Source organism: Celeribacter persicus (assembly GCF_003050785.1).
Classification (GTDB): Bacteria; Pseudomonadota; Alphaproteobacteria; order Rhodobacterales; family Rhodobacteraceae; genus Celeribacter; species Celeribacter persicus.
Window position 1 is genome coordinate 1 of the sequence record NZ_QAOH01000020.1, and the last position, 25,997, is coordinate 25,997.

28 protein-coding genes are annotated in these 25,997 nt (G+C 61.6%); 19 read left to right on the top strand and 9 right to left on the bottom strand.

The features are described 5' to 3' along the window. From C8N42_RS17620 to C8N42_RS17630, 3 genes are all read left to right on the top strand, one after another. Nucleotides 1–458: c-type cytochrome (locus C8N42_RS17620; protein ID WP_211309214.1), on the top strand; the 458-nt coding region annotated here is incomplete at its 5' end. A gap of 5 nt (nt 459–463) precedes the next feature. Further along, complete coding sequence (locus C8N42_RS17625) at nt 464–1,192, top strand: DsbA family protein (RefSeq protein ID WP_040402930.1); 729 nt, start codon at nt 464–466, stop codon at nt 1,190–1,192. A 118-nt stretch (nt 1,193–1,310) separates the two neighbouring features. Next, complete coding sequence (locus C8N42_RS17630; RefSeq protein ID WP_009573643.1) at nt 1,311–1,631, top strand: YnfA family protein; 321 nt, start codon at nt 1,311–1,313, stop codon at nt 1,629–1,631. An 88-nt stretch (nt 1,632–1,719) separates the two neighbouring features. On the opposite strand, the gene C8N42_RS17635 is transcribed toward C8N42_RS17630, so the two are convergent. Beyond that, the gene (locus C8N42_RS17635) at nt 1,720–1,917 is read right to left on the bottom strand and encodes a heavy-metal-associated domain-containing protein (protein ID WP_009573644.1); all 198 of its coding nucleotides are present in this window, start codon (nt 1,915–1,917) and stop codon (nt 1,720–1,722) included. A 174-nt stretch (nt 1,918–2,091) separates the two neighbouring features. Here C8N42_RS17635 and C8N42_RS17640 point away from each other — a divergent pair, with 174 nt between their 5' ends. Continuing rightward, the gene (locus C8N42_RS17640; protein ID WP_040402909.1) at nt 2,092–4,596 is read left to right on the top strand and encodes a heavy metal translocating P-type ATPase; all 2,505 of its coding nucleotides are present in this window, start codon (nt 2,092–2,094) and stop codon (nt 4,594–4,596) included. Between the two features lie 12 nt (nt 4,597–4,608). Beyond that, entirely contained in the window at nt 4,609–5,013 is a 405-nt protein-coding gene (gene cueR, locus C8N42_RS17645) for a Cu(I)-responsive transcriptional regulator (protein ID WP_038068304.1), read from the top strand. 55 nt (nt 5,014–5,068) lie between these two features. On the opposite strand, the gene C8N42_RS21960 is transcribed toward cueR, so the two are convergent. The 6 genes from C8N42_RS21960 to C8N42_RS21695 form a co-directional block, all read right to left on the bottom strand. Further along, on the bottom strand, nt 5,069–5,356 hold the full coding sequence (locus tag C8N42_RS21960; RefSeq protein WP_009574142.1) for a copper-binding protein: 288 nt from the start codon (nt 5,354–5,356) through the stop codon (nt 5,069–5,071). 23 nt (nt 5,357–5,379) lie between these two features. Continuing rightward, nucleotides 5,380–5,856 (bottom strand): cupredoxin domain-containing protein, encoded by a 477-nt coding sequence (locus C8N42_RS21965; RefSeq protein WP_009574143.1) that lies wholly within the window; start codon nt 5,854–5,856, stop codon nt 5,380–5,382. A 26-nt stretch (nt 5,857–5,882) separates the two neighbouring features. After that, entirely contained in the window at nt 5,883–7,250 is a 1,368-nt protein-coding gene (locus C8N42_RS17660) for a multicopper oxidase family protein (RefSeq protein ID WP_038147513.1), read from the bottom strand. Continuing rightward, nucleotides 7,247–8,647 (bottom strand): TolC family protein, encoded by a 1,401-nt coding sequence (locus C8N42_RS17665; protein ID WP_009574145.1) that lies wholly within the window; start codon nt 8,645–8,647, stop codon nt 7,247–7,249. The genes C8N42_RS17660 and C8N42_RS17665 overlap by 4 nt, the downstream gene beginning before the upstream one ends. After that, on the bottom strand, nt 8,644–8,859 hold the full coding sequence (locus C8N42_RS17670) for a hypothetical protein (protein ID WP_009574146.1): 216 nt from the start codon (nt 8,857–8,859) through the stop codon (nt 8,644–8,646). The genes C8N42_RS17665 and C8N42_RS17670 overlap by 4 nt, the downstream gene beginning before the upstream one ends. Before the next feature lie 651 nt (nt 8,860–9,510). Beyond that, nucleotides 9,511–9,690: a hypothetical protein gene (locus C8N42_RS21695; protein WP_170109356.1), complete on the bottom strand. Its 180-nt coding sequence runs from the start codon at nt 9,688–9,690 to the stop codon at nt 9,511–9,513. 293 nt (nt 9,691–9,983) lie between these two features. Between C8N42_RS21695 and C8N42_RS17675 the strand changes: the two genes are divergently transcribed. The 14 genes from C8N42_RS17675 to C8N42_RS17740 are packed head-to-tail and all read left to right on the top strand — an operon-like array spanning nt 9,984 to nt 21,291. Then, a complete protein-coding gene (locus tag C8N42_RS17675) occupies nt 9,984–10,310 on the top strand; it encodes a hypothetical protein (RefSeq protein ID WP_010138156.1) in 327 nt (108 codons plus the stop codon). Beyond that, nucleotides 10,267–10,950, top strand: coding sequence for a transglycosylase SLT domain-containing protein (locus C8N42_RS17680; protein WP_107817827.1), 684 nt, complete (start codon nt 10,267–10,269; stop codon nt 10,948–10,950). Before C8N42_RS17675 ends, C8N42_RS17680 begins: the two co-directional genes overlap by 44 nt. Beyond that, nucleotides 10,947–11,261 (top strand): TrbC/VirB2 family protein, encoded by a 315-nt coding sequence (locus tag C8N42_RS17685; RefSeq protein ID WP_043872335.1) that lies wholly within the window; start codon nt 10,947–10,949, stop codon nt 11,259–11,261. The genes C8N42_RS17680 and C8N42_RS17685 overlap by 4 nt, the downstream gene beginning before the upstream one ends. A gap of 21 nt (nt 11,262–11,282) precedes the next feature. After that, nucleotides 11,283–11,561 (top strand): VirB3 family type IV secretion system protein, encoded by a 279-nt coding sequence (locus tag C8N42_RS17690; protein WP_009574151.1) that lies wholly within the window; start codon nt 11,283–11,285, stop codon nt 11,559–11,561. Beyond that, a complete protein-coding gene (locus C8N42_RS17695) occupies nt 11,551–13,935 on the top strand; it encodes a VirB4 family type IV secretion/conjugal transfer ATPase (RefSeq protein WP_043872334.1) in 2,385 nt (794 codons plus the stop codon). Before C8N42_RS17690 ends, C8N42_RS17695 begins: the two co-directional genes overlap by 11 nt. Beyond that, nucleotides 13,932–14,147, top strand: a complete 216-nt coding sequence (locus C8N42_RS17700; RefSeq protein ID WP_043872333.1) for a hypothetical protein — start codon at nt 13,932–13,934, stop codon at nt 14,145–14,147. Before C8N42_RS17695 ends, C8N42_RS17700 begins: the two co-directional genes overlap by 4 nt. A gap of 4 nt (nt 14,148–14,151) precedes the next feature. Continuing rightward, entirely contained in the window at nt 14,152–15,318 is a 1,167-nt protein-coding gene (locus C8N42_RS17705; protein WP_043872332.1) for a lytic transglycosylase domain-containing protein, read from the top strand. Continuing rightward, the gene (locus C8N42_RS17710; protein WP_028095516.1) at nt 15,315–16,112 is read left to right on the top strand and encodes a type IV secretion system protein; all 798 of its coding nucleotides are present in this window, start codon (nt 15,315–15,317) and stop codon (nt 16,110–16,112) included. The genes C8N42_RS17705 and C8N42_RS17710 overlap by 4 nt, the downstream gene beginning before the upstream one ends. A 14-nt stretch (nt 16,113–16,126) precedes the next feature. Further along, nucleotides 16,127–16,774: a VirB8 family type IV secretion system protein gene (locus tag C8N42_RS17715; protein ID WP_043872331.1), complete on the top strand. Its 648-nt coding sequence runs from the start codon at nt 16,127–16,129 to the stop codon at nt 16,772–16,774. After that, nucleotides 16,771–17,472: a TrbG/VirB9 family P-type conjugative transfer protein gene (locus tag C8N42_RS17720; RefSeq protein WP_170109357.1), complete on the top strand. Its 702-nt coding sequence runs from the start codon at nt 16,771–16,773 to the stop codon at nt 17,470–17,472. The genes C8N42_RS17715 and C8N42_RS17720 overlap by 4 nt, the downstream gene beginning before the upstream one ends. Beyond that, nucleotides 17,469–18,794 carry a TraB/TrbI/VirB10 family type IV secretion system protein gene (locus C8N42_RS17725; RefSeq protein WP_043872330.1) on the top strand — a complete coding sequence of 442 codons (1,326 nt, stop codon included), beginning with the start codon at nt 17,469–17,471 and terminating at the stop codon, nt 18,792–18,794. The genes C8N42_RS17720 and C8N42_RS17725 overlap by 4 nt, the downstream gene beginning before the upstream one ends. 1 nt (nt 18,795) lies before the next feature. Next, nucleotides 18,796–19,830 carry an ATPase, T2SS/T4P/T4SS family gene (locus C8N42_RS17730; RefSeq protein WP_107817829.1) on the top strand — a complete coding sequence of 345 codons (1,035 nt, stop codon included), beginning with the start codon at nt 18,796–18,798 and terminating at the stop codon, nt 19,828–19,830. 16 nt (nt 19,831–19,846) lie between these two features. Next, nucleotides 19,847–20,266: a hypothetical protein gene (locus C8N42_RS17735; RefSeq protein ID WP_107817830.1), complete on the top strand. Its 420-nt coding sequence runs from the start codon at nt 19,847–19,849 to the stop codon at nt 20,264–20,266. Beyond that, a complete protein-coding gene (locus tag C8N42_RS17740; protein WP_107817831.1) occupies nt 20,266–21,291 on the top strand; it encodes a TrbL/VirB6 family protein in 1,026 nt (341 codons plus the stop codon). The genes C8N42_RS17735 and C8N42_RS17740 overlap by 1 nt, the downstream gene beginning before the upstream one ends. 304 nt (nt 21,292–21,595) lie before the next feature. On the opposite strand, the gene C8N42_RS17750 is transcribed toward C8N42_RS17740, so the two are convergent. Further along, nucleotides 21,596–24,697 carry an efflux RND transporter permease subunit gene (locus C8N42_RS17750; protein WP_107817833.1) on the bottom strand — a complete coding sequence of 1,034 codons (3,102 nt, stop codon included), beginning with the start codon at nt 24,695–24,697 and terminating at the stop codon, nt 21,596–21,598. Beyond that, entirely contained in the window at nt 24,694–25,992 is a 1,299-nt protein-coding gene (locus C8N42_RS17755) for an efflux RND transporter periplasmic adaptor subunit (protein WP_107817834.1), read from the bottom strand. Before C8N42_RS17755 ends, C8N42_RS17750 begins: the two co-directional genes overlap by 4 nt. Between the last annotated feature and the right edge of the window lie 5 nt (nt 25,993–25,997).

Genomic DNA, 25,997 nt, shown 5'->3' on the forward strand with positions numbered 1-25,997 from the left:
TGTTTGAACTCGCGGCTGAACATCCTTCTTGTCATGTAGATTCTCCAGTTTCATTAACACCTTATCTCGGTGTCCACGAAACCGGCAGCAGCTCAGTCAATATCGAACTGGGGCAAGCTCTCTATTCTGAAAACTGTGCGTCCTGCCATGGCGCCAATCTCGAAGGGCAACCAGACTGGCGAAGCCCTGGTTCAGATGGCCGCCTGCCCGCGCCGCCGCATGATCGCAACGGTCATACCTGGCACCATAGTGACCAGATTTTGTTCTCCTACACCAAGCTCGGGGGGGCGGAACTGATGCGACAACAGGGCTCAGATTTCGATAGTGGCATGCCGGGCTTCGCCGGCAAACTCACAGATCAGGAAATTTGGAACATTCTCGGCTTCATTAAGTCGACCTGGCCAGAGCGAGAGCGCAATGCTCAGGCCGCACGCACAGCAGCAGAACAAGAGGGATAATGGACATGATTTTCAGAAATTTGATGCTCGTATCGTCATTTGCCTTACTTCCAATGGCAGTGCAGGCCGCAGACCTGGACGAAGCGCGGGTCAAGGAACTTGTATATGAGGCTATCCGCGAGAATCCGCAAATCATCATGGAAGCAGTCGAAATACTTCAACGTCAGGACGCCGAAGCCCAGGCACAAGCGCAGGCAACCGTCTTGCGCGATCAGCGACAATTGCTCGAGCAAGACCCGAATGCACCGGTTCTCGGCAATCCCGATGGGGATGTGACCGTTATCGAATTTTTCGATTACAACTGCCCATATTGTCGACGCGCTATGCCGGAAGTTCAGGCTCTGTTGGAGGCCGATCCTGATGTGCGTCTGGTCTATCGCGAATGGCCAATTCTCGGGGACGGGTCAGTGTTTGCAACCAAAGCTGCACTCGCATCGCGGCTGCAAGGCAAGTATGAGGCATTCCACTGGGCCCTAATGGGTATGAACGGCCGGGCGGAAGAGGCAAGCGTTCTCAGGATAGCACAAGAAGTTGGTCTCGACATCGAACGCCTTCAAACCGACATGGAGCGCCCCGAAATTGAAGAGCACATCGCGACCTCGATGCGGTTGACGCAGTCGCTCGGCTTCAGTGGCACGCCTTCATTTGTGATCGGCGACAATCTGGTTCCAGGCTTCGTGGAGAGCGATAAGCTCACGGAACTGGTCGACAACGTGCGGGCGTCGGCAAACTAGCACTCTGCGGTGGGTTCTGACATCACGCCCGATGAGCAATGATGCAGGCGAATGAGCCGGAGCCCCTACATACCAAAAGACCTAGGCACGGCCTACCACTGAAAGAGGCGGCGAGAAGATGACTTACCTTTGGTATCTTATTGCTGCCTTTGCCGAGATCGCCGGATGTTTTGCTTTCTGGGCATGGTTGCGGCTCGATCGTTCGCCACTTTTGGTCGGGCCAGGTCTGGTAAGTTTGGCACTCTTCGCATGGCTTTTGACGCGCGCAGAAAGCGAAATGGCCGGTCGGGCATATGCAGCTTACGGGGGCGTCTACATAGCGGCGTCCATGATCTGGATGTGGCTAGTGGAGGGGAGCCGACCGGACCGCTGGGACATTGCAGGCATTCTTCTTTGCCTCTTAGGCAGTGCTCTCATCCTGTTGCCTTCGCGCTCATGATCTGCGGAACCTCAGAAAACCAGGCAAATCCGTCGCTAGAAATCGCTAGGTCATCGCACCCGTCACGACGGGTGCGATGACCCATAGATTAGGCAGTCACGGTATTTTCGTACCCAGCTTCACGAAGCAGGGCCGTCAGCCGTTCTGTTGACAGTGCACCTTCAACAGAAACCGTGCGGGCCGGAATGTCGCAAGATACGCTCGCATTTGCGTCAGCTGCCTTGATCGCCTTTTCGATCGTACTGGTGCAATGACCACAACTCATGTCGGGAACGTTGAATTTCATGTCGATGTCTCCTCTGTGACAGCTTGTTCAGTGCAGATGGGGCTTCCAGTGGGGGGAAGGTCAAGGGTCTCCGTAGATTTTTAAAGCGAAGCCAGGAAAGTTCAAATTGGGTATTGACCTTCCAGTCACTGGAACTCCTATTTGGGGTGTCAAATGGGATTCCAGGAGACTGAAATGACAGATCAATCCAAAGTGACGCTCTCGATTGAAGGAATGTCTTGCGCCTCATGCGTAGGGCGCGTGGATCGGGGCCTAGCCGCGTTGAGGGGAATATCCGATGTCTCGGTGAACCTCGCGAACGAGACGGCGCGTTTCAGCGTGGATGGTTCGCCCCACCTGCAAGATGCGGTCCAAGCCCTGAAAGATCTCGGGTATCCAGCGCGAACGGCATCCGTGACGCTGAACATCGCGTCCATGTCATGTGCTTCTTGTGTCGGGCGCGTCGACAAGGCACTTGCCTTGGTTCCCGGCGTGTTGGAGGTCAACGTTAATCTTGCGGCGGAAAATGCGCGCATCACATATCTTGAGGGCATGACCGACCCTGTGGCCCTCATCCGTGCATCCGAGCAAGCCGGATATCCAGCCAGCGTGGCCGAGGCCACGGCAACACAGGATCGCACTTCGCGAAAAGAAGAGGAAGCGCGCGGGTTGGCACGCCGGGTGGCACTGGCCGCAGCACTCGCTTTGCCGGTTTTCCTGATGGAAATGGGCGGGCACCTGATCCCGGCCGTGCATATGGCGATCAACAATACCATAGGACAGCAGGCCAGCTGGTTGATCCAGTTCATCCTCACAACGGCTGTGCTCATTGGGCCCGGCCGACAGTTCTATCTGAAAGGGTTTCCGGCCTTGCTGAAAGGTGCTCCAGACATGAACAGTCTGGTCGCCGTCGGCACAGGCGCAGCTTATCTTTATTCAGTTGTCGCAACGTTCTTCCCGTCGCTGATGCCCGAGGCCGTCCGCGCTGTCTACTTCGAGGCCGCCGCGGTCATCGTGGTCCTGATCCTGATCGGGCGCTGGCTCGAAGCGCGAGCGAAAGGGCGAACAGGGGCTGCAATCGAGAAGCTGCTCGGCCTACAGGCTCGTACGGCGCGTATTTTGCGTGACGGCGATGCGGTCGAGGTCGAGATCGATGCCTTGCGCACCGGAGATCTGATTGTTGTGCGCCCCGGAGAACGACTCGCCGTGGACGGTGAGGTTGTGGACGGCGAAAGCCATGTCGATGAAAGCATGATCACCGGGGAACCCGTGCCGGTCGGCAAGTCGGCTGGTGATCCTGTCACGGGCGGTACGGTCAATGGCGCGGGCAGTCTGACCTATAAAGCAACGCGTGTTGGTGCGGATACCACGTTGTCCCAAATCATCCGCATGGTCGAAGATGCGCAGGGCGCCAAGCTCCCCATTCAAGGGTTGGTGGATCGGATCACGCTTTGGTTCGTCCCCGCTGTGATGACCCTCGCCGCCTTGACGATCCTTGTCTGGCTAATATTCGGCCCTGATCCCGCCCTCACCTATGCGCTGGTCGCGGGTGTCTCAGTTCTCATCATTGCTTGTCCCTGCGCGATGGGACTGGCGACGCCGACGTCGATCATGGTCGGGACCGGTCGCGCTGCTGAAATGGGCGTGTTGTTCCGCAAGGGGGATGCTCTGCAAGCATTGGGGGACGTCAAGGTTGTCGCTCTGGACAAGACCGGCACCGTCACCGCCGGACGTCCCGCGCTGACCGACCTTGTGCTGGCGGAAGGAGCCGAGCGCTGCACCGTTCTTGCGGCAGTCGCATCGGTCGAAGCCAGATCAGAACACCCGATCGCCGAAGCTATCGTGCGCGGCGCGCAGGCGGAAAACATCAGACTGTCGGAACCGAGCGCGTTTACTTCGATTACAGGGTATGGCGTGCGCGCCATCGTTGACGGGGCCGAGGTTGTTGTCGGAGCTGACCGAATGATGCAGCGCGAAGGGATCGATCTTGGTGAACTCGCAGAGGCTGAAACTATGCTCGCACGGCAAGGTCGCACCGCACTCTTCGCCGCAATCAATGGCAAGGCGGTGGCTGCGATTGGCGTCGCCGATCCGGTCAAACCCTCGAGCCGAGCCGCGATTGCCGCACTGCACAGTCTGGGTTTGAAGGTGGCAATGATTACCGGCGACAAACGCGAAACGGCAGAAGCAATTGCCGAAGAGACTGGTATCGACCACGTGATCGCGGGGGTCTTGCCCGACGGCAAGGTGGCGGCACTGGAAAATCTGCGCCAGCAGGGCACATTGGCCTTTGTTGGCGATGGCATCAACGATGCACCCGCGCTCGCCCACGCGGATGTTGGCATCGCCATCGGCACTGGCACGGATGTGGCGATCGAAAGCGCAGATGTCGTATTGATGTCCGGTGATCTTCGCGGCGTTGTGAACGCTTTCGAGATCTCGCGACACACCATGCGAAACATCAAACAGAACCTTGGTTGGGCCTTTGGTTACAATGTGGCTTTGATACCCTTGGCCGCCGGAGCGCTTTATCCGAGTTTCGCCGTGCTGCTGTCACCGGTCGTCGCTGCCGGTGCGATGGCACTTAGCTCGGTCTTTGTCTTGACGAACGCCTTGCGGCTGCGGCGCGTAAGACCGGCGATGGACGAGCGCCAAGAGTCTGGGCGGGTGGAGGACTTCGCCCCCGTCCCGGCCGAGTGAGAGGAGGCAGAAATGAACATTGGTGATGTTGCCGAGCGGTCAGGAGTGCCGGCCAAGACCATTCGCTACTATGAGGATATCGGTCTAGTAACACCTTTGCGCGCTGCAAACGGGTATCGAAGCTTCAGAGAGATCGATTTTCATAAGCTGGCATTCATCGGACGAGCGCGAGCCTTGGGATTTACAATCGAAGACTGCCGTACGCTTTTGGCGCTCTATAACGATGACAATCGAGAAAGTGCGCAGGTAAAGGCCGTCGCAGAGGAGCACCTGCGCCAGATTGATGAAAAGATCTCTAAACTCATGTCGATGAAAGAAACTCTTTCGTCTCTCGTGCACCAGTGTGCTGGCGATCACCGACCGGATTGTCCAATTCTTGCGGATCTTTCTGTCGTAGACGACGCAACTTTCTCATGATCTCCGACGACGAATGAAATCGCGCGCCCTGCGAGACAGGGCGCGCGACCTGTAGTTACTGCACCAGCTCTGTAATAGTCAGCTTGCCATTCACACGGTCGGCAACGAAGTTGATCTGTGCGCCTTCACTCAGCCCTTCCAGCATCGCGGGATCGGCGAGAACGAAGACCATTTTCATTGCTGGCATGTCGAGGTTTTCCAGCGGGCCATGGTCGACAGTAATCTTGTTCCACTTGGCATCGATCTTGGTCACCGTGCCCGAGGACATGGCACTATCGCTAGCAGCAATTGCAGTTCCAGCGGTCATCAGAAGGGCAGCGGCGAGCGTCAAAAATTTGGTCATGATTGGTTTCCTTTGATTTGAGATCAGTTGACAGTAAGGGCGCCGTGCATGCCGCCTTCATAGTGGCCGGGCAGCAGGCAGGCGAATTCGAAGTTGCCGGCCTTGTTGAAAGTCCAAAGGATCTCCGCCTCTTCACCTGGTTCAAGGCGCACAGCGTTAGGGTCGTCATGTTCCATCTCAGGGAACTTGGCCATCAGCTCTTTGTGTTCAGCGTTTTGTGCCATCGAATCCATCACGAACTCGTGGGTTTCCTCACCCATGTTCGTGATGCGCAGGCGCACGGTTTCACCCTCAGAAAAAGTCATTTCCGAGGAGGGTTCGAAGACGAACGGTGCGTCCTTGTCGTAGTCCTCACGCATTATCACATCGATGGTTCGCGTGGGTTCATGGCCATGCATCGCAGGCATGCCGATGGCCATTTGACCGTTGCCGTGCCCGGCGTCCGCAATTGCGAGGGCGGGAATCAGGGCCAGCCCCAATGTCAAAAGTGCAGTTTTCATGAGCGTGTTTCTCCTGTGCTCTGGCATCAGCCCTGCCGCACGCCGCCGCGCGGCGTGATCACGGTTTTCGGACTGGTGTTGTATGCATGTTCGGGCAGCTCGCCCGTCCATTCGTAGGCCTGTGTTCCGGGCGGGTTGTCGTACCAGCCAGGATCGCTGTAATCGTCGCGGTCGATGCCCTCGCGAACCTTCACCACGCTAAACATGCCACCCATTTCCAATGGGCCATGCGGCCCCCATCCGGTCATCATCGGCACGGTGTTCTCGGGGATCTCCATCGACATCTCGCCCATATCCGCCATACCCGCCGTGCCCATCGGCATGTAGCCAGGCTGCTGGCGGCGGATCATTTGGGTCAGGCGGGACTTGTCGGCGCCAATAAATGTAGGGATGTCGTGGCCCATAGCATTCATGGTGTGGTGCGACTTGTGGCAGTGGATCGCCCAGTCACCTTCGTGAATCGCGTCGAACTCGTAGGCGCGCATGGCGCCTACAGGAATGTCGATCGAGACCTCGGGCCAACGGGCACTTTCCGGCACCCAGCCTCCGTCAGTACAGGTGACCTGAAAGTCATAGCCATGCATGTGAATTGGGTGGTTGGTCATCGTCAGGTTGCCACAACGCACACGGACACGGTCCCCCTTGTTGACCACCAGAGGATCGATGTCCGGGAAGATCCGGCTGTTCCAGGTCCACATGTTGAAATTGGTCATCTCGGCCACGCGCGGGATGTAGGTCCCCGGGTCGATGTCATAGGCCGCAAGGAGGAACGCGAAATCCCGGTCCACCGGCATGAACGCCGGGTCGCGCGGATGCACGATGAAGAGCCCCATCATGCCCATGGCCATCTGTACCATCTCGTCCGCATGCGGGTGGTACATGAAGGTGCCGGACTTGATGAGGTCGAACTCGTAGACGAAGGTCTTACCCGGCGGGATGCCGGGATGCGACAAACCACCAACTCCATCCATTCCCGATGGCAGGATCAGTCCGTGCCAATGCACGCTGGTATGTTCCGGAAGACGGTTGGTTACGTAAATACGCACCCGCTCGCCTTCGACCGCTTCGATTGTGGGTCCGGTGGATTGGCCATTGTAGCCCCAGAGCCGCGCAATCATCCCGTCCGCCATAATCCTTTCAACAGGCTCTGCAACGAGGTGGAACTCCTTTACATCTCCGTTCATGCGATACGGCAAAGACCATCCGTTCAGTGTTACAACGGGGTTGTAGTCGAACCGATCCGAAGGCCTTGGGGGAACTTGTGTATAGGGGCTGTCGGTAAAGGCGGCCTCGGGCAGATCGCGAAAGCGTGTTTGCGCGGCCCCGGCGTTCGCCAGCACAGCTCCAGCGCTCGCGGTCAATCCCGCGCCCAGTAATTGACGACGGTTCATCATTCTTCGCTACCTCCGGTCAGAGTAATTGCCCCGCCCCAAATCGCCGCGGTCGCGTCTGTTTCGGCAAGCCAGTAGTCACGTTTCGCTTCTGCGGCAGAGAGGCGCGAAGCGAGCCCCTCCTGGGCATCAGCGATCAATTCAAAGGTCGAGGTCAGCATGCCGTTGTAGGACAGCAGCGCTTCGTCATCGATCTGGCGTCGCAGAGGCAAAACAGAGTCGCGCCAATGCCGCGCGATGCTATGGCGACCGGTGATGGCCCTATAGGCCATGCGTGCGTCCGAACGCGCATCGACGGCCTGCTGGGCCAGCCTGTTCGCTGCCTGCAGATAGGCCATGCGGCCACGCTTCGACACCAGCGGACCGGTGTCGTAGAGCGGGATCTCGAAATCTAGAGCAAGCGCTGGATTGGCCTCGGTTTCTCCGGCTGCACGTTCCAGGTCGAAACCAGCCACCAACTGGACGTCCGAGACCATACGGGTTTGCCCGGTCAGACGGTAGTCCAGCGCGAGCGCCTCGAGTTCCAGCTTTCCAGATGCCAGGTCTACGCGGTTTGCCAGTGCCAGCTGTTCGATATTTCCTGCAACGCGCGGGCCACCAGGCAAGGCGGGCAGCGAGTCCGGCACGAATACAGTGGTGTCGCTACCCCAAAGCCCCATCAGCCGAAGCAGTTTTTCTTTGGCCAATTGCGCCTCCAATTGGGCGGCTGCACGTTCGGCGGCAAGCTCAGCAGTAAAGGCATGCTCCCTTGCTTGATCGGCCTTGCTCATCGCGCCGGTACGGCCCAGTTGCACAGCAAGTTCGGACGCTGCCTCGGCAGTGCCCTGAGTTTGAGCGATCAGTGCAGCGGCTTCGAAAGCGCCAACCGCCTCAATCCAGGCCCGGCGGGTTTCAACGGCCAAGTCTATCGTGTCGGCGAGCGCAGCAAGTTCGGATTGTCTGAAGCGAATCTCCGCAAGTTGGGTCCGCGGTGCGGATGTTGCCACGTCGAGCAGGGAGTTGATTAATGTTGCCTCAAGTGTGCGAGTGACATCGCCAGCCAACCCGGAGATTGACACACCGATCGAGGGCACCGGCCCCATAGCCACTTCCCATAAGTCAGTTGAGGACAGACCTAGCTCAGCGAAGCTGGCTTGAAGTGCGGGACTGCTTATCAGGGCAACCTGCACTGCGGTGTCGGCGCTGACGGTCTTACCATGCACCATGGCGTGAACCCTCTTGCGCGTTTCCTCAAGGTCCGCGGCAGACAGGTTCCAGATCGGTGTGGCCCCTAGAGCCTGGCGTGCACCCGTCTCGACACTGCCAAAGCCCGCGCGATCTGGTTTTGCACGCTCAAGAACGGCAGGACTGGCGCAGGCGGACACCAGCAACATGGACCCCATGAGAAGAGGCAGTTTCATTCGCCACCCTCCCGTTGTTCATCATTCAGCATCCGCCATTCGGCCGGTTCTCCGACCGAGTAGCCCGCGTAAGCAACAACAGGCCCGGGTTGCGCAGACGCGACCACAGGCGATGTAACCGCCGCCGTAAGCGCTGGCACGGTTTCAAGTTCAGGAAGCGCCGAGCAGGCGGCCCCGAACAGCGGCAAGGATGCCGCAAGCAGAATTTTCACTTAGATTTCCTCGAAATGTCAGATGCAGATGGTCGCAGTCAAACTGCGGCTACAGGTGCATCAGGCGCGAGGAGGGCGCCGCAAACCTTCGGGTGTGGCCGAACGGACTAGGGACGCAATATCCCAGGACCGGAGGGAAACATTAGCGGACTGCTTTGTGCAACTTTCGGCACCTACGAAGTCACCGACCACGCAGATATGTGACGCACAGTGGTCTGCTCCATGGTCGATATCTGCAGCCGGAATGTCCGTTTCATGATGGTGGCGCTCGTTTGAAGACTCCTGAGCGACTTGTTCAACAGAGCACGAAACCATGGCTGATGCATTGGACGGCATCAGGGTCACTGCCACCAATATGGAGGCAATCTGGAGTATCCCAAAAACGGCCCGAATCCTGTACATCATTTTTGAAGCTGTATTGCTGAAACAAAATGTCGGCAAGTCACCAAAACGTGTGGGCAAATTTTTCATACATTCTTCGTAGAAGTTTGAAAAAACTGCTGAAATCCTAATCGATCAATGAATGTGCGAGCGTAGATGTCGCAAGCGGTGACGACATGATCGCCCGCTTGAAAAACATCATTGCGTTAGAGACTGACGGAGCGTTGGTCTAACGGTTGATTTCTACTGGCGGCACAAACCCGTAGTCGCTTACTCGAGAGCATTCAGGAACCTGGCGTAGTCATCACTGACCTCCCTCGCCTCAACAAAGGCGCGAGCGCGCTCGGCGTCGAGACAACGAAAGTAGTCCTGCACATCGGCAATGTAGGTCTCGAAATCGCTTCTGATCAGATCGGCGTAGGCACGCATGTCGTCTTGCGACTGAGGCAAGAACGGTCGTTCGGGAGGTACGCAATCTGCTGCCGCGGCTATCGGCATGCTTCCAAGCAGGAACGCGAACAGCAACGGTGCGTTGCGCGCAATAAACAGCCGCAGGGCAAAACTCCTTTGCCGCCTTTAAGATTATCATTCTGTCGGCTATCACCGTTATCGGAGCAAGGCGAACTTCGTCAACACGTTATTATTGTCTTGCTATCATTAATGTTGTTTTGTATCGCTCACGGTGTTGCGACCCCGTGGGCCTGATACTGCACCCAGGCAGAACAAGGACCCAAGGGAAGGCCATGATTGAAGAAGCCCCGAATGTGGTTACAGAAGACGGACTGCGCGGCTTGCTCGCCGAGGGCTACCTCATTGAGGTGGTCTGCAAGGAGAGAGCAGAGAAGCGCCATAACAGCTGGTACGGCTCGTGGGTCATCCGCGCCGTCGCCACTGATGGGCGTGACGATAAAATGCTCGTCACCAGCCGAAGCGTCCTCAAGCTCCGCGACTTCAAAACCATCGTTGGCCTTGTCAGTTTCCTGGCCGACATGGGCTGTACGACGGCGAGCATCCCACTTGAAGAAGGTGGCCGCGAGCGCCACGCCGCGCCTCCGGTCAAAGGCAGCTGACCGCGCGACCGCGCTCGTCGTTGCTTTGGGTACAGGCGTTTGTTCCGCGCCCCCGGCCCTGGCCGACGGTTTCATCTTCTCGGTTGGCCCAGACGGCCAATTGATTTCCTCTTCTCAAGAGGCAAACGGGCGCCTTTTTCTCTTCGCAGAACCTCGCGTTCCCGACGCCACTATCGAGACAGCGATCCCGGCTCCATCTGCCGCCCGCGCCACCCCAGAAATCCTCCATGCGATCGAGACCACGGCTCTACGATATGCCGGGCATGGTGCGCTGCGTCGCGCAGGACTTTCCGTCACTGATTGGGCGCTCCTTTACCGGGCCAATATCGAAGTCGAGAGCGCATACAATCCCGCAGCACGTAGCCCTGTCGGGGCTATAGGCCTTGGCCAGCTTATGCCGGATACCGCCCGCGACCTCGGCGTGGACCCACATGACATTGCGCAGAACCTCGACGGATCAGCCCGCTATCTGCTGATGATGCTCGACCAGTTCGGCGAGGGCTCTCTGGCCCTTGCGGCGTACAACGCTGGCCCTGAGGCGGTCACACGCCACGGCGGCATCCCCCCTTTTCGCGAAACCCAAGGGCATGTGGCCCGTGTGACTGCCGTGTTTGAGCGGCTCAGAGGAGATCTTTCATGACATCGAGGAAACGTCAAAGCGTGCTCCGCACGCGGGCGATCGTCGCGCTCGGCGCGACGGCCCTTATCGTGCTGGCGGGTCCAGCGCTTGCGCAAAGCATCGACCTCTCGCCGGTACAGACCCTGCTTCAAGGCATTGTCGATGCGATCACCGGTCCCTTGGGCATCGTGATTGGCACGCTCGCACTGATCGGTGTGTTTCTTTCCTGGCTCTTTGGCATCCTCGACTTTCGTCAGGCGCTTTGGGTCGTGGTTGCAATCGCGGGCATCGCCGCAGCACCCACCATCGTCGCCGCCATCTGGACCACCTGAGCAATCCCGGAGTTCTTGGCCATGGCTGACCAGTCCCGCGTGTTCATCGGCCTTCTCAGGCCACCCAAGCTGATGGGCTTGCCGATCATGTACGCCATGGTCTGGCTCTTCGGCTCGACGCTTCTGTTCCTCTGGGTGCAGAGCTGGGTGGTGGCTGTTTTCGCGGGGCTGGCCTGGCCGGCGCTCTGGAAGGCCGCGGACTGGGATCCGAACTTCCTCGATGTCCTGGTGATCACCCTGCAGGAAACCCCGCCCACGACGAACCGCAAGCTGCATGGAGGCGACAGCTATGCCCCGTGATGGAATTGCCGATGAGATTGAGAACGCCATCGATCCGCTGACCGCGCTACCCGCATGGGTCAAGGGCGAGAAGCGGCTCTCAATGATGCTGCCTTATGTGAGCCTCGTGAACGACCGAACGATCCGGACACGCGGCAACGAGCTGATGCAATGCATCCGGCTCGAGGGGGTGAACAGCACCACGAGCGAGGACGGGCATCTCGACCGGATCGGAGGGTTGCTGGCTGGCATCGTGGCGCAGGTCGGGACCGAGTTCTCATTCTACTTGCACAAGGTCTCGAAAGCGGTCGACGTGACCCTGCCGCCCGTTCCGGGCGAAGGGTTTGCGGCCGCCGTCGACAAACGATGGCACGCGCATCTCGGCCGCGCGAGTTTGCGCGACAAGACGCTGACTCTGACCGTGCTGAAGCGCCCCGAGGCGAGCAGCCGTCTGCCCTTCGGTCTGGGGGCGTCTCGCTCGCGACATGCGGCCGACACCACCCGCCGCTTGCGCAAGCTCGACGAGGTTGTGGGGTTTCTGCTGTCCTCCTTCGATGAGCTGAAGCCCCGCCCGCTGGCCGCAAGCACCGGCGAGCTTCTGGGCTTCCTCGGTTCACTCAACACGGGCGAGGAGTCCCCGCTTTTCCCCCGGTCGCGCCTCGGTGTGATCGCCGAGGACGTAGCCAATACGCGCGTCACCTTCCGCGGCACGACCATCGCACTCTCGGACGGTGCCGTCGGCGACAAGCTCGGGGCGATCTTTGCGGTGAAGAACTACCCGGCCAAGACCGATAGCCTGATGCTCGACGAGTTGAATCTGCCCGTCGACATGGTGGTCACGCACTCTTTTGTGCCGATCAACGCCAACATCATGGCGGGCCGGATCAAGCGGCAGCTGCGGCTAATGCAGGCCGCCAATGACGGAGCCGTCAGTCTCGCCCAGGAACTGGAACTCGCGCAGGACGATCTGGAATCCAAACGCCTGATCTTCGGCGAGCACCACATGACCGTGGCCGTCTATGCCCGCACCCAGACGGCGCTTGACGACATCGCGGCCGAAATCCGCAACATCTCCGCCACTTCCGGGATCAACCTGATCTCGGAAGCTTTCGGGGCGCGGGCGCATTTCATGGCGCAGCATCCCGGGAACACAGGGGCGCGCAGCCGCAAGGCCGCAATCACGAACCACAACTTCACCGATCTCGCCACCTTTCACCGCACCCCGCTCGGAAAGACAGGTCGGGAAGTCCCCTGGGGCGTGCCGATCACGCTCTTTCCGACACCCGAGCGCAGTGGTTTTCGCTTCAACTTCCACGAACAGGGCGCGCCGGATCGCGAGCCCACGGGAGGCCACACGCTGATCCTCGGCCGTCCCGGCTCCGGCAAATCCGTCCTGGCGGCTTTCCTGATGACCATGGCACGGCGGGCAGGTGCGCGGGTCTTCGTATTCGACTATCGCGCGGGCATGGAGATGGCCGTCCGCGCGCTCGGCGGCAGCTATTCGACCGTGCGGGCGGGGCGCCCCACGGGCCTCAATCCGCTCCAGACCGAGATCGACATGCGGGGCCAGGCATGGCTTGCTGATTGGCTCGCGAGCCTCTTGGAGCGGCGCGATCGACCGCTAACCCCGGTTCAGACCAACCGATTGCAGGAAGTCGTGCGCCAGAACGCGAGCGCAGGACATGCGGGCCTACGAAACTGGTCGGATTTCGCCTCGCTGCTGGTCTCGACCGATGACGAGGGCGATCTCTTCGAGCGTATGCAGGAATGGACGGCCGAGGGTCGCTACGGCTGGATCTTCGGGGCCAATGCCGAGGACAGTTTCAGCATCGATGGAGACGTCGCGGGCTTTGACCTCACCGGCATCCTCGATTCCGAGAGCGAGCGGGAACGCATGGCGGTCCTGTCCTACCTCTTCCGCCGGGTCGAGCGGGTGATCGAGGACCGCAAGCCCACCATCATCGTCATCGACGAGGCATGGAAAGCCCTCGACAACGCCTACTTTGCGGAGCGCCTCAGCAACTGGCTGGTGACCGCCCGCAAGCAGAACGCCGTCGTCGTGATGATGACGCAATATGCCAGCCAGCTCGAGCGCACGCGCACCGGCAAGACCATCGTGGAAGCGGTGCCGACGCAGGTGCTCTTGCCCAACATTCGTGCTTCCGCCGCTGACTACGCGATGCTCGGCCTGACCGAGAAAGAGCTCGACGTGCTTCTGGGCGTCGGCTCGGCCTCGCGGCTCGCGCTTGTACGCGACGACCGTGGTTCCGTCGTGATCGATGCCGATCTCAGCGCGCTCGGCCCGCTCGTGACCATCCTTGGCGGAATGGAGAAGGGCGAAGCGCTTGTCGGCGCCGATTATCGCGAACGTCCTGATTTCTGGAGAGTGACATGACCCGTACCATCATTCGCAGCGTAGTGCTGCTCGGGCTCGGCCTGACCCTGACAGCCTGTGCGCAGCATAACCCCCCGCAAGCCAACTGCTTCAATTTTCGCGAGGCTCCTGCGCAGGCAGGAACCGCCACCGCCACGATCTCGACCATGGGGGCGGAGGTCACGCGCCGCGACAGTCCTTGCGATTTCGTCCTCTTGGGGGCGGGCGGCTGAGCCAATGCGGACCTGGCTACCTCTCTCGATGATCGGCTTTGCACTGGCAGGTCCCACGGCAGGGCCAGCGGTCGCCCAAGGCGTGCCGACCTTCGATCTGCGCCTCTTCGCAGAGCGGCAGGCCATCCTTGAGCAGACCGATCGGGACCTGGCACTGCAGCAGGTCCGGCTAAGCCGCGAGGAGGAACTGGCCGAAATCGAGCGCCAGCAACTCGCCTCCCTCGAAGGGCTGATGGATGCCATGTCGCTTGGCGCTGGAGACGTGGCCGGAACCGTGGCGGGGCTCGAGGCGGGGCAGGGGGCGGTAGACGACGTCGAAAGCGCGGCCGCCAGTCTTTATGCGCCCGAGGACACCAATCCAGCGGCAGCGCGGATGTTCGGCGATGCCAGGGAGGGGATCGAGGAGCTGATCATCCGCGCAGCACGCGACACCCATAGTCTGTCCGGGGTCGGCCGCGCAGGTCTTTCGCTCGTGCAATGGCGCTGTCTCTTGCAGGCGCTGATTTGGCAGGAGAGCCGCTTCCAGATCGGGGCACGCTCACCCGTAGGGGCCTTCGGACTTACCCAGATCATGCCCGGTACCGCGGGCGATCTCGGGATCTACCCGGCCTATTACGACGATCCCTATCTGCAGGTCACCGGCGGTGCGCGATACCTCGCACAAATGCTGAACATGTTCGATGGCAACATTATCCATGCGCTCGCCGCCTATAACGCCGGTCCTGGCAATGTGCAGGATTATGGCGGTGTGCCGCCTTTCGCGGAAACCCAGCACTATGTCGTGGTGATCCCGCAGCAGTACAACAGCTACCTCGCGGCCGTGGGCGGCATCGATGCGCTCGGCACCATCGATCCTGTGCTCCTCGCCAACGCGAGTTTCAGCCTCTCGGCCCACGGCGCAGGGGTCTATGGCGACTATTCGCTGGTCTCGGTCCGTGCCGCCGCCCTGCGGGTTCAGGACATCATCACCCGCATTGGTGAGACCGAGGATCTCCACGAGGCCATCGCGCTCAACACCTATGCCCGGGCCGAACTGGCCCGGCTGGTCGCAATCCGGACCCGGATCAAGGCCGCCCGAACCGAGCCACTCAGCGCCGAGCAGATCGCCTTGGCGGCAGCGCAAGCTGCCGAGCGGCAATACATGGATTTTAGTCAGGAGGATTTGCGTTGAACCTGCGCCTGCCCCGTTCCCTTTTCGCCGGTAGCATCGCTCTCGCGCTTGCCCTCAATGTTACCGGACCTGTCGCGGCACAGGGTGTGCCCACGGTGGACACTCAGAACATTGCCCAGGAAATCCGCCAGCTTCAGCAGATGCTGCAGGATTTCGGGATCCAGACCGATCTTCTGGACAATGCGTTGGAGCAACTGGACATGCTGCAAAGCCAACTCGATCAGCTGAACGAGATGTATGCCTCGCTCACCGGGCCGCGCAGCATCCTCGGACTTGCCATGGGCGGGGACCTCGATACCTTGCTTGAGGCCAACTTCGAAGACATCCCCGGCCTGATCCGAGGCATCCAGGCGGGCGATTGGAGCGCGCTCATCGGGCCCAATGCCGGGCCCATGCGCACGCAGATGGAACAGGCGCTGGCAAGCGCCGGGTTCGACGAGGATTCACTCCGCGAGATCGCCACCAGCGGCAATCCGGGCGCCGAAGGCGTGGCCACGCGGGCCACCACAGGTGCTGTGATGTCGGCGGCGGCGCAGAACAGCCACGCAGAGGCGGAACAGTCTCTCGAACGGGTGGAACGTCTGGTCGAGATGATCCCCGACATGGAGGATCTCAAAGCCTCGATGGATCATAACACACGCGTCACGGCGGAACTCGCCATCGCCATGACCCGGATGTGGGAGCTGGAAGCGATCCAAACCCTAGGCGCAGGCAATGCAGGCGTGGTCGACGCCGCCACGGTTGCCGAAGAACGCCGCTACATGGACTTCACCTTGCCGGATCTTGAGCCATGAGTGGGGCAGGGGTGATGACTGCGCGCGAGCTCGTGGAAGAGGAACTTGTCTACGGTGCCCTGCGCCGGGAACAGCTTTGGCGGATGATCGGCATTTCCGGGGCAGGCTTTGGCGTATTCGGCTGTTTGACGGCTGCGGCTGTCGCGCTGATGGTCGAGACGCCGCCTCCCGTGGTTGTGCCCTACGATCCCGCGACCGGGATGGCGCTCCCCAATGCCACGGTTGAAACCGTGTCGCTCGCCGAACGGCCTGCCGTGATCGAAGCGCAAATCTACCGCTACATTTTCGACCGCGAAACCTACAACCAGCTCGACAACGATCTTCGTGTCCGCCGTGTCCTGGCACAGTCTTCCGGATCGGCCGAGGCCAGCATGCGCGCGATGTGGACATCGGGGCAGGACAGCTATCCGCCGACGCGTTACGGGGCTGCGGCCGAGATGGCCGTTGAGATCGCATCGATCACCCTTATTGGCGATAACCGCGCCCAGGTGCGGCTCAGAAAGCGCCTGACCAGCCCTCAGGGGGTACAGGATGGATCGTTCACTGCCACGTTGATGTTCGAATTCCGGCCCGAGCGGACCCGAGCGATCGACGATGTTTGGCAAAACCCTTTCGGTTTCACCGTTACCCAATATGCCATCCGATCGGACCGTTCCGAATGACTCGCACTCCAATCTCTGCGCTGCTGGCCGCCAGTATTCTCGCGTTCGCGGGAACGACTGCTTTGGCCGAAACTACGCCCCGTCCAGGTTCTCATGACAATCGCGTGCGCGTCGCGACCTGGACTGAAGGCCAGGTTTACCGTGTCGTCACGACTCTGACCCGCGTCACCACAGTCGAATTCGGTGAGGGTGAAACCATCCGCTCGATCATCGCCGGCGATACGGTCGGGTTTCAATTCGACGGTGTCCCGGGTGGCCGTGCCTTCGCCATCAAGCCGACAGCATCTGGCGTCGCCACCAACATCACCGTCTACACCAACCGCCGCTCCTACTACTTCCATGTCGTCGAAGCCCGGGAGACGCCGCACTATGTCGTGCAGTTCCGCTACCCTGAAAACCGCGTGCAACCCACCAGGGCGGTTGCGGCCGATGCGCCGAATGCGAACTATGCGGTCAGTTCCCGAGAAGAGTTCACGCCGACGGCTATCTGGGATGATGGTACCTTCACGTATTTCCGGTTTGCACGGAACGCGCCGGTGCCCGCCATCTTCCGATATTCGAACGGAAGGGAACGCGCGGTGAACAGCCAAGCCTTGAGTGACGGCGTCATCCGCGTGTCCGGCGTCAACCGGCAATGGGTCCTTCGCCTTGGCGAAGAGGTGATTTGCGTCCAGGACGCAGGACAGGCCACATCATGACCGAAGGTACGGAAGACCTCGCCGCGCGCCTCGCGGCTCTCGAAGGTTCGACAGGCAAAGCGAAGGCAAACAAGCGGCCTGCACCGCTTGCCGCGATCCTTGGAGTCGTCGGCATCGCCGCAGCAGGTGGTCTGGCGTGGGCTGCCCTACAGCCGTCGGCAGAAGCACCAATGGCGACCGCCGCGCCGGAGGAGTTCCAGAGCAGCGGCCCCGGATTCGGAGATCTGGCGCCGATTTCTACCCCGGAGCCCAGCCAAGCCCCGCCTGCGGACACAGGTCCGAGCGAGTCTGAACTCGCGCTGATGGAAAGTCTTGCGACATTGAGAGCGGAACTCGAGGACCTGCGCGCAAGACCGGCCGAGGCCGCGGATAGCGGGGCGGAGCAGGCTATTGCGGACCTGACGGCGCAAATTGCCACCTTACAGGAAGCATCCGCCGAGGCTCAGCGTGCCCTCGAGCGGCAGCTGACCGAGCGGGACCGCGAATTGGATCAGCTCCGCATGGACTTGGAACTTGCACGGCTTGCACCACCAGAGCCGACCTCATTGGGACCAAGTGAAGAAGAATTGCGGCTGGCCGAACTCGAAAGGCGGCGCGCTGCTGAAGCTGAGGCCCGCGCAGAGCGTATCGCGTCTCCTATGATCGCATTCTCCGGGATGGGCGCGGGTGCGGATAGGGAGAACACGCTGGAAGCCGCACGTTTGAATGCAGATGAAGCCTTTGTTCGTTCGGGCGCACAACCTGCGCAGGTGACACGTGCCGAAGTGATCGCGAACCCATCGAACACGGTTGTTCAGGGCACCATGATTCAGGCTGTCACAGAGACGGCTCTCGACAGCACACTGCCCGGCGCGATCCGCGCCATCGTCTCGGAAGACGTCCATTCGTTCGATGGAACCCGTATCCTGATCCCGCGCGGCGCGCGGCTGATCGGGCGCTACCGCTCCGATGTCGCACTCGCCCAATCGCGCGTCATGGTGGCATGGGACCGGATCATCTTGCCCGACAATCAGACTGTGCAGATCAGCGCCTTCGGTGGAGACGAACTCGGCCGTACTGGCACCACCGGGTTTGTCGACACCCGTTTCGCGCAACGCTTCGGCTCCGCCGCGCTGATCTCCTTGATCGGCGCTCTGCCTGCGGCTGCAGCGGGTCAAATCGACAGCGAGGCGGCGGCCGATGTTGCGAGTGATGTCGGCACCGACCTGCGCGATAGCACGCAAAGCGTGATGCAGGACTATCTGGCGATCCGGCCAGTGATACATGTCGACCAGGGTACACGGATCACGGTCATGGTTGATCGTGACCTCGAGATTTTCTGACATGGCTGCAAGTTATCTGGAAGCGTCGCTCGACCGTTTCGGCCCCGAGGTCCTGCGCGACGACACGATCGAGATCTGTATCAATCCCGACGGACAAGTCTGGGGCGAATTCCAGGGCGACCACTTCATGCGAGGTCTCGGCAGCCCGCTGAGCCAGACCGAGATCAAGGACCTCGGCAACCAGATCGCCTCCGCCGCCTCGACCACGCTCAGCACCAAGAAGCCTATCGTCTCGGTCTCGATCCTATATCGTGATCGCCCGATCCGCGCGCAGGTGATCCAGCCGCCGGCAGTCGAGGGCGGTTTCTCGATTTCTCTTAGGTTCTTCTCCTCCCTGCCGCTTGAGAAGGTCAAACTCGGATTCCTTTTCGGCAAGGAACGCAGCCTTGAGGGTCTGCGCCTGGAACGGAACGCCGCGCTGCGCGATGTGGTGAGGTCCGGCGACATCGACGCCGCGCTGCGGTTTTGCGTCGAGAACAAGCTCAACATGATCGTTTCGGGCGGTACATCTACCGGCAAGACGGTCGCGGCGCGCAAGATCCTTTCGCTGATCCCGCCCGAAGAGCGGATCATCACCATCGAGGAGGCGGCCGAGCTGCGCCCCGAGCAGCCCAATGCCGTGACGTTGATCGCGGACCGGGACACGGATACCCGCAGTGCCGATGTGCTCTTGGCCTCAACGCTTCGCATGCGACCTGACCGGATCGTCCTAGGCGAAGTCCGCGGGCGCGAGGCGATGACGTTTCTCGAGGCAATCAACACCGGCCACGGTGGATCGCTGACTACGCTCCATGCCGAGACCCCACAACTTGCTGTTCGCCGCCTCGCCATCGCCGCCCTGAAAACCGATGTGCCGATGACCTATGCCGACATGATCGATTATATTGAGGGCTCGATCGACGTGATCATTCAGGCAGGCCGCCATGAAGGCGCGCGCGGAATCACCGAGTTCTTCCTGCCGGGTCATACCACAGATTTGAACCTCGACACGGTCGACGGCAGAGGCAACAAGAGCCCCTCCGTTGCCGCTGAGTAAAAAAGGACCTCCCCAGATGCGAAAACCAATTCTCGCACTCATTCTTGCCGCCTTGGCGGGCCCCCTTGTGGCGCAGACGTCGCCTCAGGTCTCAAACGATTTCACGGTCGATATGTCGCCTCAACAGTACCGGATCTGCAACGATCGTCCGGCGCGACCGACCTGGATGGACGAAATCGACCCGCGGAAAGCCTACAAGGCGCTGACGTTGATGCGTCTCTACGAGTTGCGGTCATGGGAGACGATCAACGAAAGTGGCGATTGCGGCTGTGATGTGCGCTTCCCGTCTTGGGATGCCGCTTCGACCGAGTACGAGGAACAGTTCGCGAGCAACACCCAAGCGGAGCACACTCAAGCCCAATTGGCCCTCCGCAACGAACAGAACCAGATCGCCCGCGCCGTCCAGGATATCTGCGAAGCGCAAGGCAACTGGTAATGGGCATCGTCAGCTGGATGGTTGGAACCGCCGACGGCTTCCTCGCCGATGCGGCCGAAGCCCAGTTCGGGGCTGTGGCAAGCAATGTCGGCGCGATCGTCCTGCTGATGGCCACTCTTTCGCTGATCGGCGTCTGCATTAATATGGCCTTCCAATTCCGCAGCATGGATGGAGCCAGCTTCTTTTGGTACCTGTTCAAGCTGATGTTGATAGGGCTCTTCGCCTTCAACTGGGCCAACTTCAACGCGGTCGCGAATGCCATCATCGGCGGGCTCGACTATGTGGCGGGCGCACTGATTTCATCAGTCGGGGGCGGCGGGGCGGGCGCTACCTATTTCGCAGCCGAATTCGACCGACTGATTACAGAGTTCAGCCAATACCTTAACGCTATCGGCAACAACCTCAACTGGATGACCGGAGCGATCCTCGGCGGCATTGGCCTGGTACTCCTCAGCCTTCTCGGCTTCATGACCGGCATCGTACTCATCTTCGCCAAAATGATGCTGACACTCATGCTTGGCCTCGCTCCGATCATGATCGCTCTGTCGCTCTTCGACGCGACCAAGGATTTCTTCCATAGGTGGGTCTCGACGACGGTCAGCTATGCTTTCTACCCCATCGTCATCGCCGCCATGTTTTCGACCGTCGTCGGCATGGCGAACTCGCTTCTGGCACAGCTTGGCGATCCTAACTCGACAACCAACATCGGATCGCTGGTGCCATTCTTCGTGATGGTCTTCCTCGCCAAGGGATTTGTGGCTGCAACGCCTCTGATTGTGCGGGGGATCTCGGGCAACTTGATGGTGGCGGCCGCACCCGCTGTGGTCTCTGGCTCGGCCGGGATCATGCGGGGGATCTTCAATCCCGACGGCGTGAAGGGCAGGGCGCGGATCGGTGCGCTCACGACAGGCGAAGTGATCGGACGAGGGGCTGTCCAGACCCCCGCCGCCGTGCGGAGCACCGCGGCAACGGCAAGCGCGCAGGTGGTACGGATGGCTGAGAGGGCGAAGCGGTTGGGTGGGTGAAGCCGGAAGCGATCAAAGCTCCCGTGATGGATGATGGCGATTAAGTCGAAATTTCCGATACTTGTGATATTCCGTGTGCATGTTGTGTTCATTTTTCAATCGCATTCTCTCGAGGTTTGTCACGCGATTTTCCACCAGATGCGTTCAGTCGCAGGTCATTCGGGGTTGCGATTGCCGCTGTTTTTCTGCCTTGCGACCGGTCAAGACTCGCCCGACCTCTGAAGAGGAACGAACGTGCGCAAGATGACTTGCTTGGGTCTCTACCGGTTCCAACTGTTTCTCTTTTTGGAGAGGCGGGGTGGGGTCAGCAACCTTCTGGAACAACAGAATGGTCCTGTTTCCTTGGTCGAATGTCCTCGAGCGCTGCATAAAATGCGGGCAACACCAACAGGATAAGAACCGTCGCTGCCAACAGCCCAAAGACGACCGAGATCACCAGTGGCTTGAGCGTCTGGGCCTGCGTCGAGGATTCCAGCAGCAAGGGTGCCATGCCCATGATCGTCGTCGAGACCGAGACGAAGATGGGACGGAACCGCGACCGCACAGCTTCGCCTGCGGCCAGCGCAGCTGACCGTCCGTCGGCACGGCGGGCGTTGATAACGCCGACCAGCAGGATCGCGTTGTTGACCACGATTCCCGCAAGCGACGCCGCGCCGACCAGCGACGGCATCGATATGTTGTAGCCCATCAGGACATGGCCCCAGATTACACCCAGAAATGCCAGCGGGATGGTGATCATCACAATCAACGGCTCGACATAGCTGCGGAACTGGAAGCTGAGCACGAGGTAGATGCCCACCAGCCCGATGAGGAACCCGCGCAGGATCGAAGCGACGGTTTCCGCGGAATTCGCGGCCTGTCCGCCGATCTCGAAGCCAAGGCCGGGGGTGGAGGCTACCAGATCGGGCAGGAAGCCCTCGGCCAGCCGTGCGGTAATCGCGTCGGCATTGCCGATGCGGCCGTCCACATCGGCCGAAACGGTCAGGGTGCGCAGACCATTGCGGCGTGTGATCGTGCCCCAGCCGCGCGCCTCGTCAATGGTGGCGACGCTGGAGAGCGGTACGGTGCCGCCACCGGGCAGGGCGACTTCGAAAAGGCTCAGGTCGGCGCGGGTGGCGCGGTCTGCATCGGCCAGCCGCACCTCAAGATCCCAGGCCAGATCTCCACGCCGGATTTCGGAAAGTTGCGTTCCAAGGAAGGCAGTACGGAGCTGGCCTGCCACATCCGTGGCGGTCAGCCCCAGCGCCTCGGCCCCCGGCGACAGGTTCAGCCGCAGTTCGGGCGCGCCTGGGCGTAGGTCGAGGATCGCGTTGCGCACACCGGCAAAGGTTTCGAGTTCCGCCAGCGTGGCGCGGCCCGCGGCCTCCAGCGTGGCGAGGTCTGGGTGGCTCAGGCGCAGCTCGACCGCGATGCCCTGCGGGCCGATCCCCGGCTCGGTCAGGATCAGCGAGGTGACGCCGGGCAACGGCCCGATCTCCGCGCGCCAGAGCGTGATGATGTCGTCCAGCGTGCTGGCACGGGTTTCCGCACCCAGAAGGTCCACCGCGACGGTGGCGACATGGGCGCCGGTCTCGCCCGCCGACAGGTTACGGCCCAGACGGGTGATGCGGCGGATCACAAGCGGTTGCGCCTCGGGCTGTTCCGGGGACAGGCGCGCGTTCACACGGTCCAGCGCTGCCTCGACCTGCGCGACCGCCTCGGTGGTGCGGACTAGCGGTGTGCCCGCAGGCAGCATCAGCCGAGCCTCCAGCACATCGCCGTCGATCTCGGGCATGGCCTCGCGCTTGACCACGCCGCCGCCCAAGGCGCCGATCGTCAGGATCAAGGCTCCGATGGCAAGCCCTGCGACCAGCCAACGCCAGCGGATCGCGGCATCCGCCAGACGGCCCACACCCCTCTCGCGCAGCGCGTCGAAGCCTGCATTGAACCGGATGCGAAACCGCGACGGGGTGGCTTTCTTCATCCCGACCTTCAGGTGATGGGGCAGGATCAGGAAGGCTTCGATCAGCGAGGCGGCCAGCGCCGCCAGTAAGACGACTGGCAGCACCTCGAGCACCGCGCCCAGTTCACCCGCAAGGAAGGCTAAAGGCAGGAATACCGCCAGCGTTGTCAGAAAGGATGAGATCACGCCGGGCGCCACGGCGGCGACGCCCGCCGCGACGGTTTCGACCGTCGCGCCCTTGGCGGCATGCACCGCGATGGAATCCGCGATCACGATGGAATCGTCCATCACGATCCCGATCGCCATCAGAAGCGCCACCAGCGTCATCATGTTGAGGCTGAGCCCTGTCAGCGCCATCCAGACGAAGGCGCCCGCAAAGGCCATGGGCAGGCCCATCGCTGCCCATATCGCGAAGCCAGGTCGGAAAAACAGACTCATGACGACGACCACCAGCACAAGGCCTATCACCCCGTTCTGAACCAGCATCACCAGCCGGTCGCGGATGATGGAGGTCACGTCCTGCACCACCTCCACCGTGATCGTGTCGGGCAGGCGGGCGGTTTCCTCGGCCACCAGCGCCGCGACGCCGTCGAGCACCCGCAGCGCGTCGGCATCGAGCGCCTTGGCGACATCGAGCACGATGGCGGGGATGCCATCGACAAAGGCGCGGTCTTGCGGCGGGTCGAAGCGTTCCTCGATCGCCGCCACGTCGCCCAGCGTCAGGGTCGCGCCATTGGGCAACACCAGAACCGGGATCGTGGCAAGCGTCCTGGCTGTATCGCGCTCGGCGGTGAAGCGCAGGGTCAGCTCCGCGCCCGGCCCCTCCAGTGTGCCTGCGGGCAGGTCGATGTTCTGCGCGGCGATGGCGGTGGCGAGCGTCGTGGGTGTCAGCCCGTGGCTGTCGAGCACGGCGCGCTCCGCGGTGATGGTCAGTGTCCGGGTGCCGAGGCCGCCGCGCGTGACGCCCGCGACACCTGGTAGGGCGGTCAGCCGGTCCAACAGCGCGTCAGCGTAGCGGTCCAGCTCGCCCAGAGGCAGATCGCCCGAGATGGCGACCGATGTGACAGGATCCGAGCGGTGCAATTCGCGCACCACGGCAGGATCGGCGCGGTCGGGGAAGGTGTCGATGGCCGACACCTCGGTGCGCAGCGAATTGACGAAGCGCAGCGCATCGTTACCGGGCGCCATGGTTGCCACGGCCCGCGCGCGGCCAGTCTGGGCCGTGCACGTGAAGGTTTCCAGCCCCTCGACACCCTGCACTCCGTCCCAGAGCGGCGCGCAGATCGCGGCTTCCACATCCTCGGCTGCAGCGCCCCGGTAGGGCACGGTGACCTCGGCCTCGACGGCGCGGAAATCGGGGAAGGTTTCGCGCAACAGGCCCGGCGCGGCAAAGATGCCCGCTGCAAGGAACAACAGAAGCAGCAGGTTGCCCGCCGTCGGGTGGCCGGTGAACCAGCGTATCATGGCTGGACCTCGACCGGGGTCAGGGCCATGCCGGCAATGGCCGGCGCGATGTCGTCGATCACCACGCGTTCGCCCGGCGACAGGCCAGCGGCGATAACGACGCGGCCATCCTGCGCGAAGGCGGCGGTGACGGGGCGCAATTCCAGCAAGTCTTCGGGGCCAAGGATACGCACCATGTCGCCATGCAACGCCGCCTCGGGGATCGCGATGAGGCCTGTCATGGAAGCGCCCGAAAAGGAAAGCTGCACCTGCATGTTGGGCACCAGCGGCAGGCGGCGGGGCGGGTCCGCGCCCTCATAGGGGTCGTCAACCCTGACCACCACCGGCACGGTGCGCGCACGGGCATCCAGCGCGCCCTCGATCCCGACAACACGGGCGCTCCAGATCTGCCTCGGGTCCGACAGAGGGCTAAGCGTCACTGCAATCCGCGTGGCGGGCATGTCGCGCATCATGTCGGCAAGGGTGATGCCCTCCGGTGCATCTCCCAGCAGCTGTCGAAAGCTGTCGATGGGCAGATGCGCCACGACCTCGGCCGCCGCGATCCCGTCGGCACGGATCACCACCTGACCGGGGGCGACGGTCTGAAAGAGCTCAGCATTCACCTCGGTTACGCGCAGGTCGAACGGCGTCGTCAGGGTCGTGCGGTCGAGCGAGCGGCGCGCCCGGTCGATGGCGGCCTCGCTGCGCGCGACCTGTGCCGCGATCCGCGCCTCGCGGGACGGGAGCAGGGCGAGCGTGTTCTCCAGCTCCGCCACCGTGCGGCGGGCCAGAAGGGTCGCGCGCTCAGCCTCGTCGGCGCGCGATTGCGGAACGGCACCTTGCGCGACGAGTGCGCGCGTGCGTTCCAGATCGGTCTCGGCCAGGGCCAGCCGGTTCTGTTCCAGCGAAAGGATTCGCCTCGTGTTGTCCGCCTCTGCCGCAAGCTGCACGCGCTCGGCCTCCAGCGCCGCGAGGTCGGCCTGCGATTGCGCCAGCGCCAACTCGTAGTCGGCGGGGTCGATCCTCAGCACTTCCGTCCCCGCCGGGATCAGGCGACCGGGCTCAAGGTCCGGATGGCGCCAGATCACCTCGCCCTGCACCTCGGCCACGGCGACCCAGGTGTCGGCGGCGCGCATGTTGCCCCAGACAGTGGCCATCGGGCGGATATCCTCCGCCATGATGGTCATGACCCGGACGGGTAGGGCGGGCGCCCCCTCGTCGATCTGGGCTGGCCCGGGGGCCGAGGCGATCATCCAGACAGCGGCGGCAATCCCGAGCGCAATGGGTGGCAGGGCGAGGAGGGGGGCGAGGCGCATGGGGT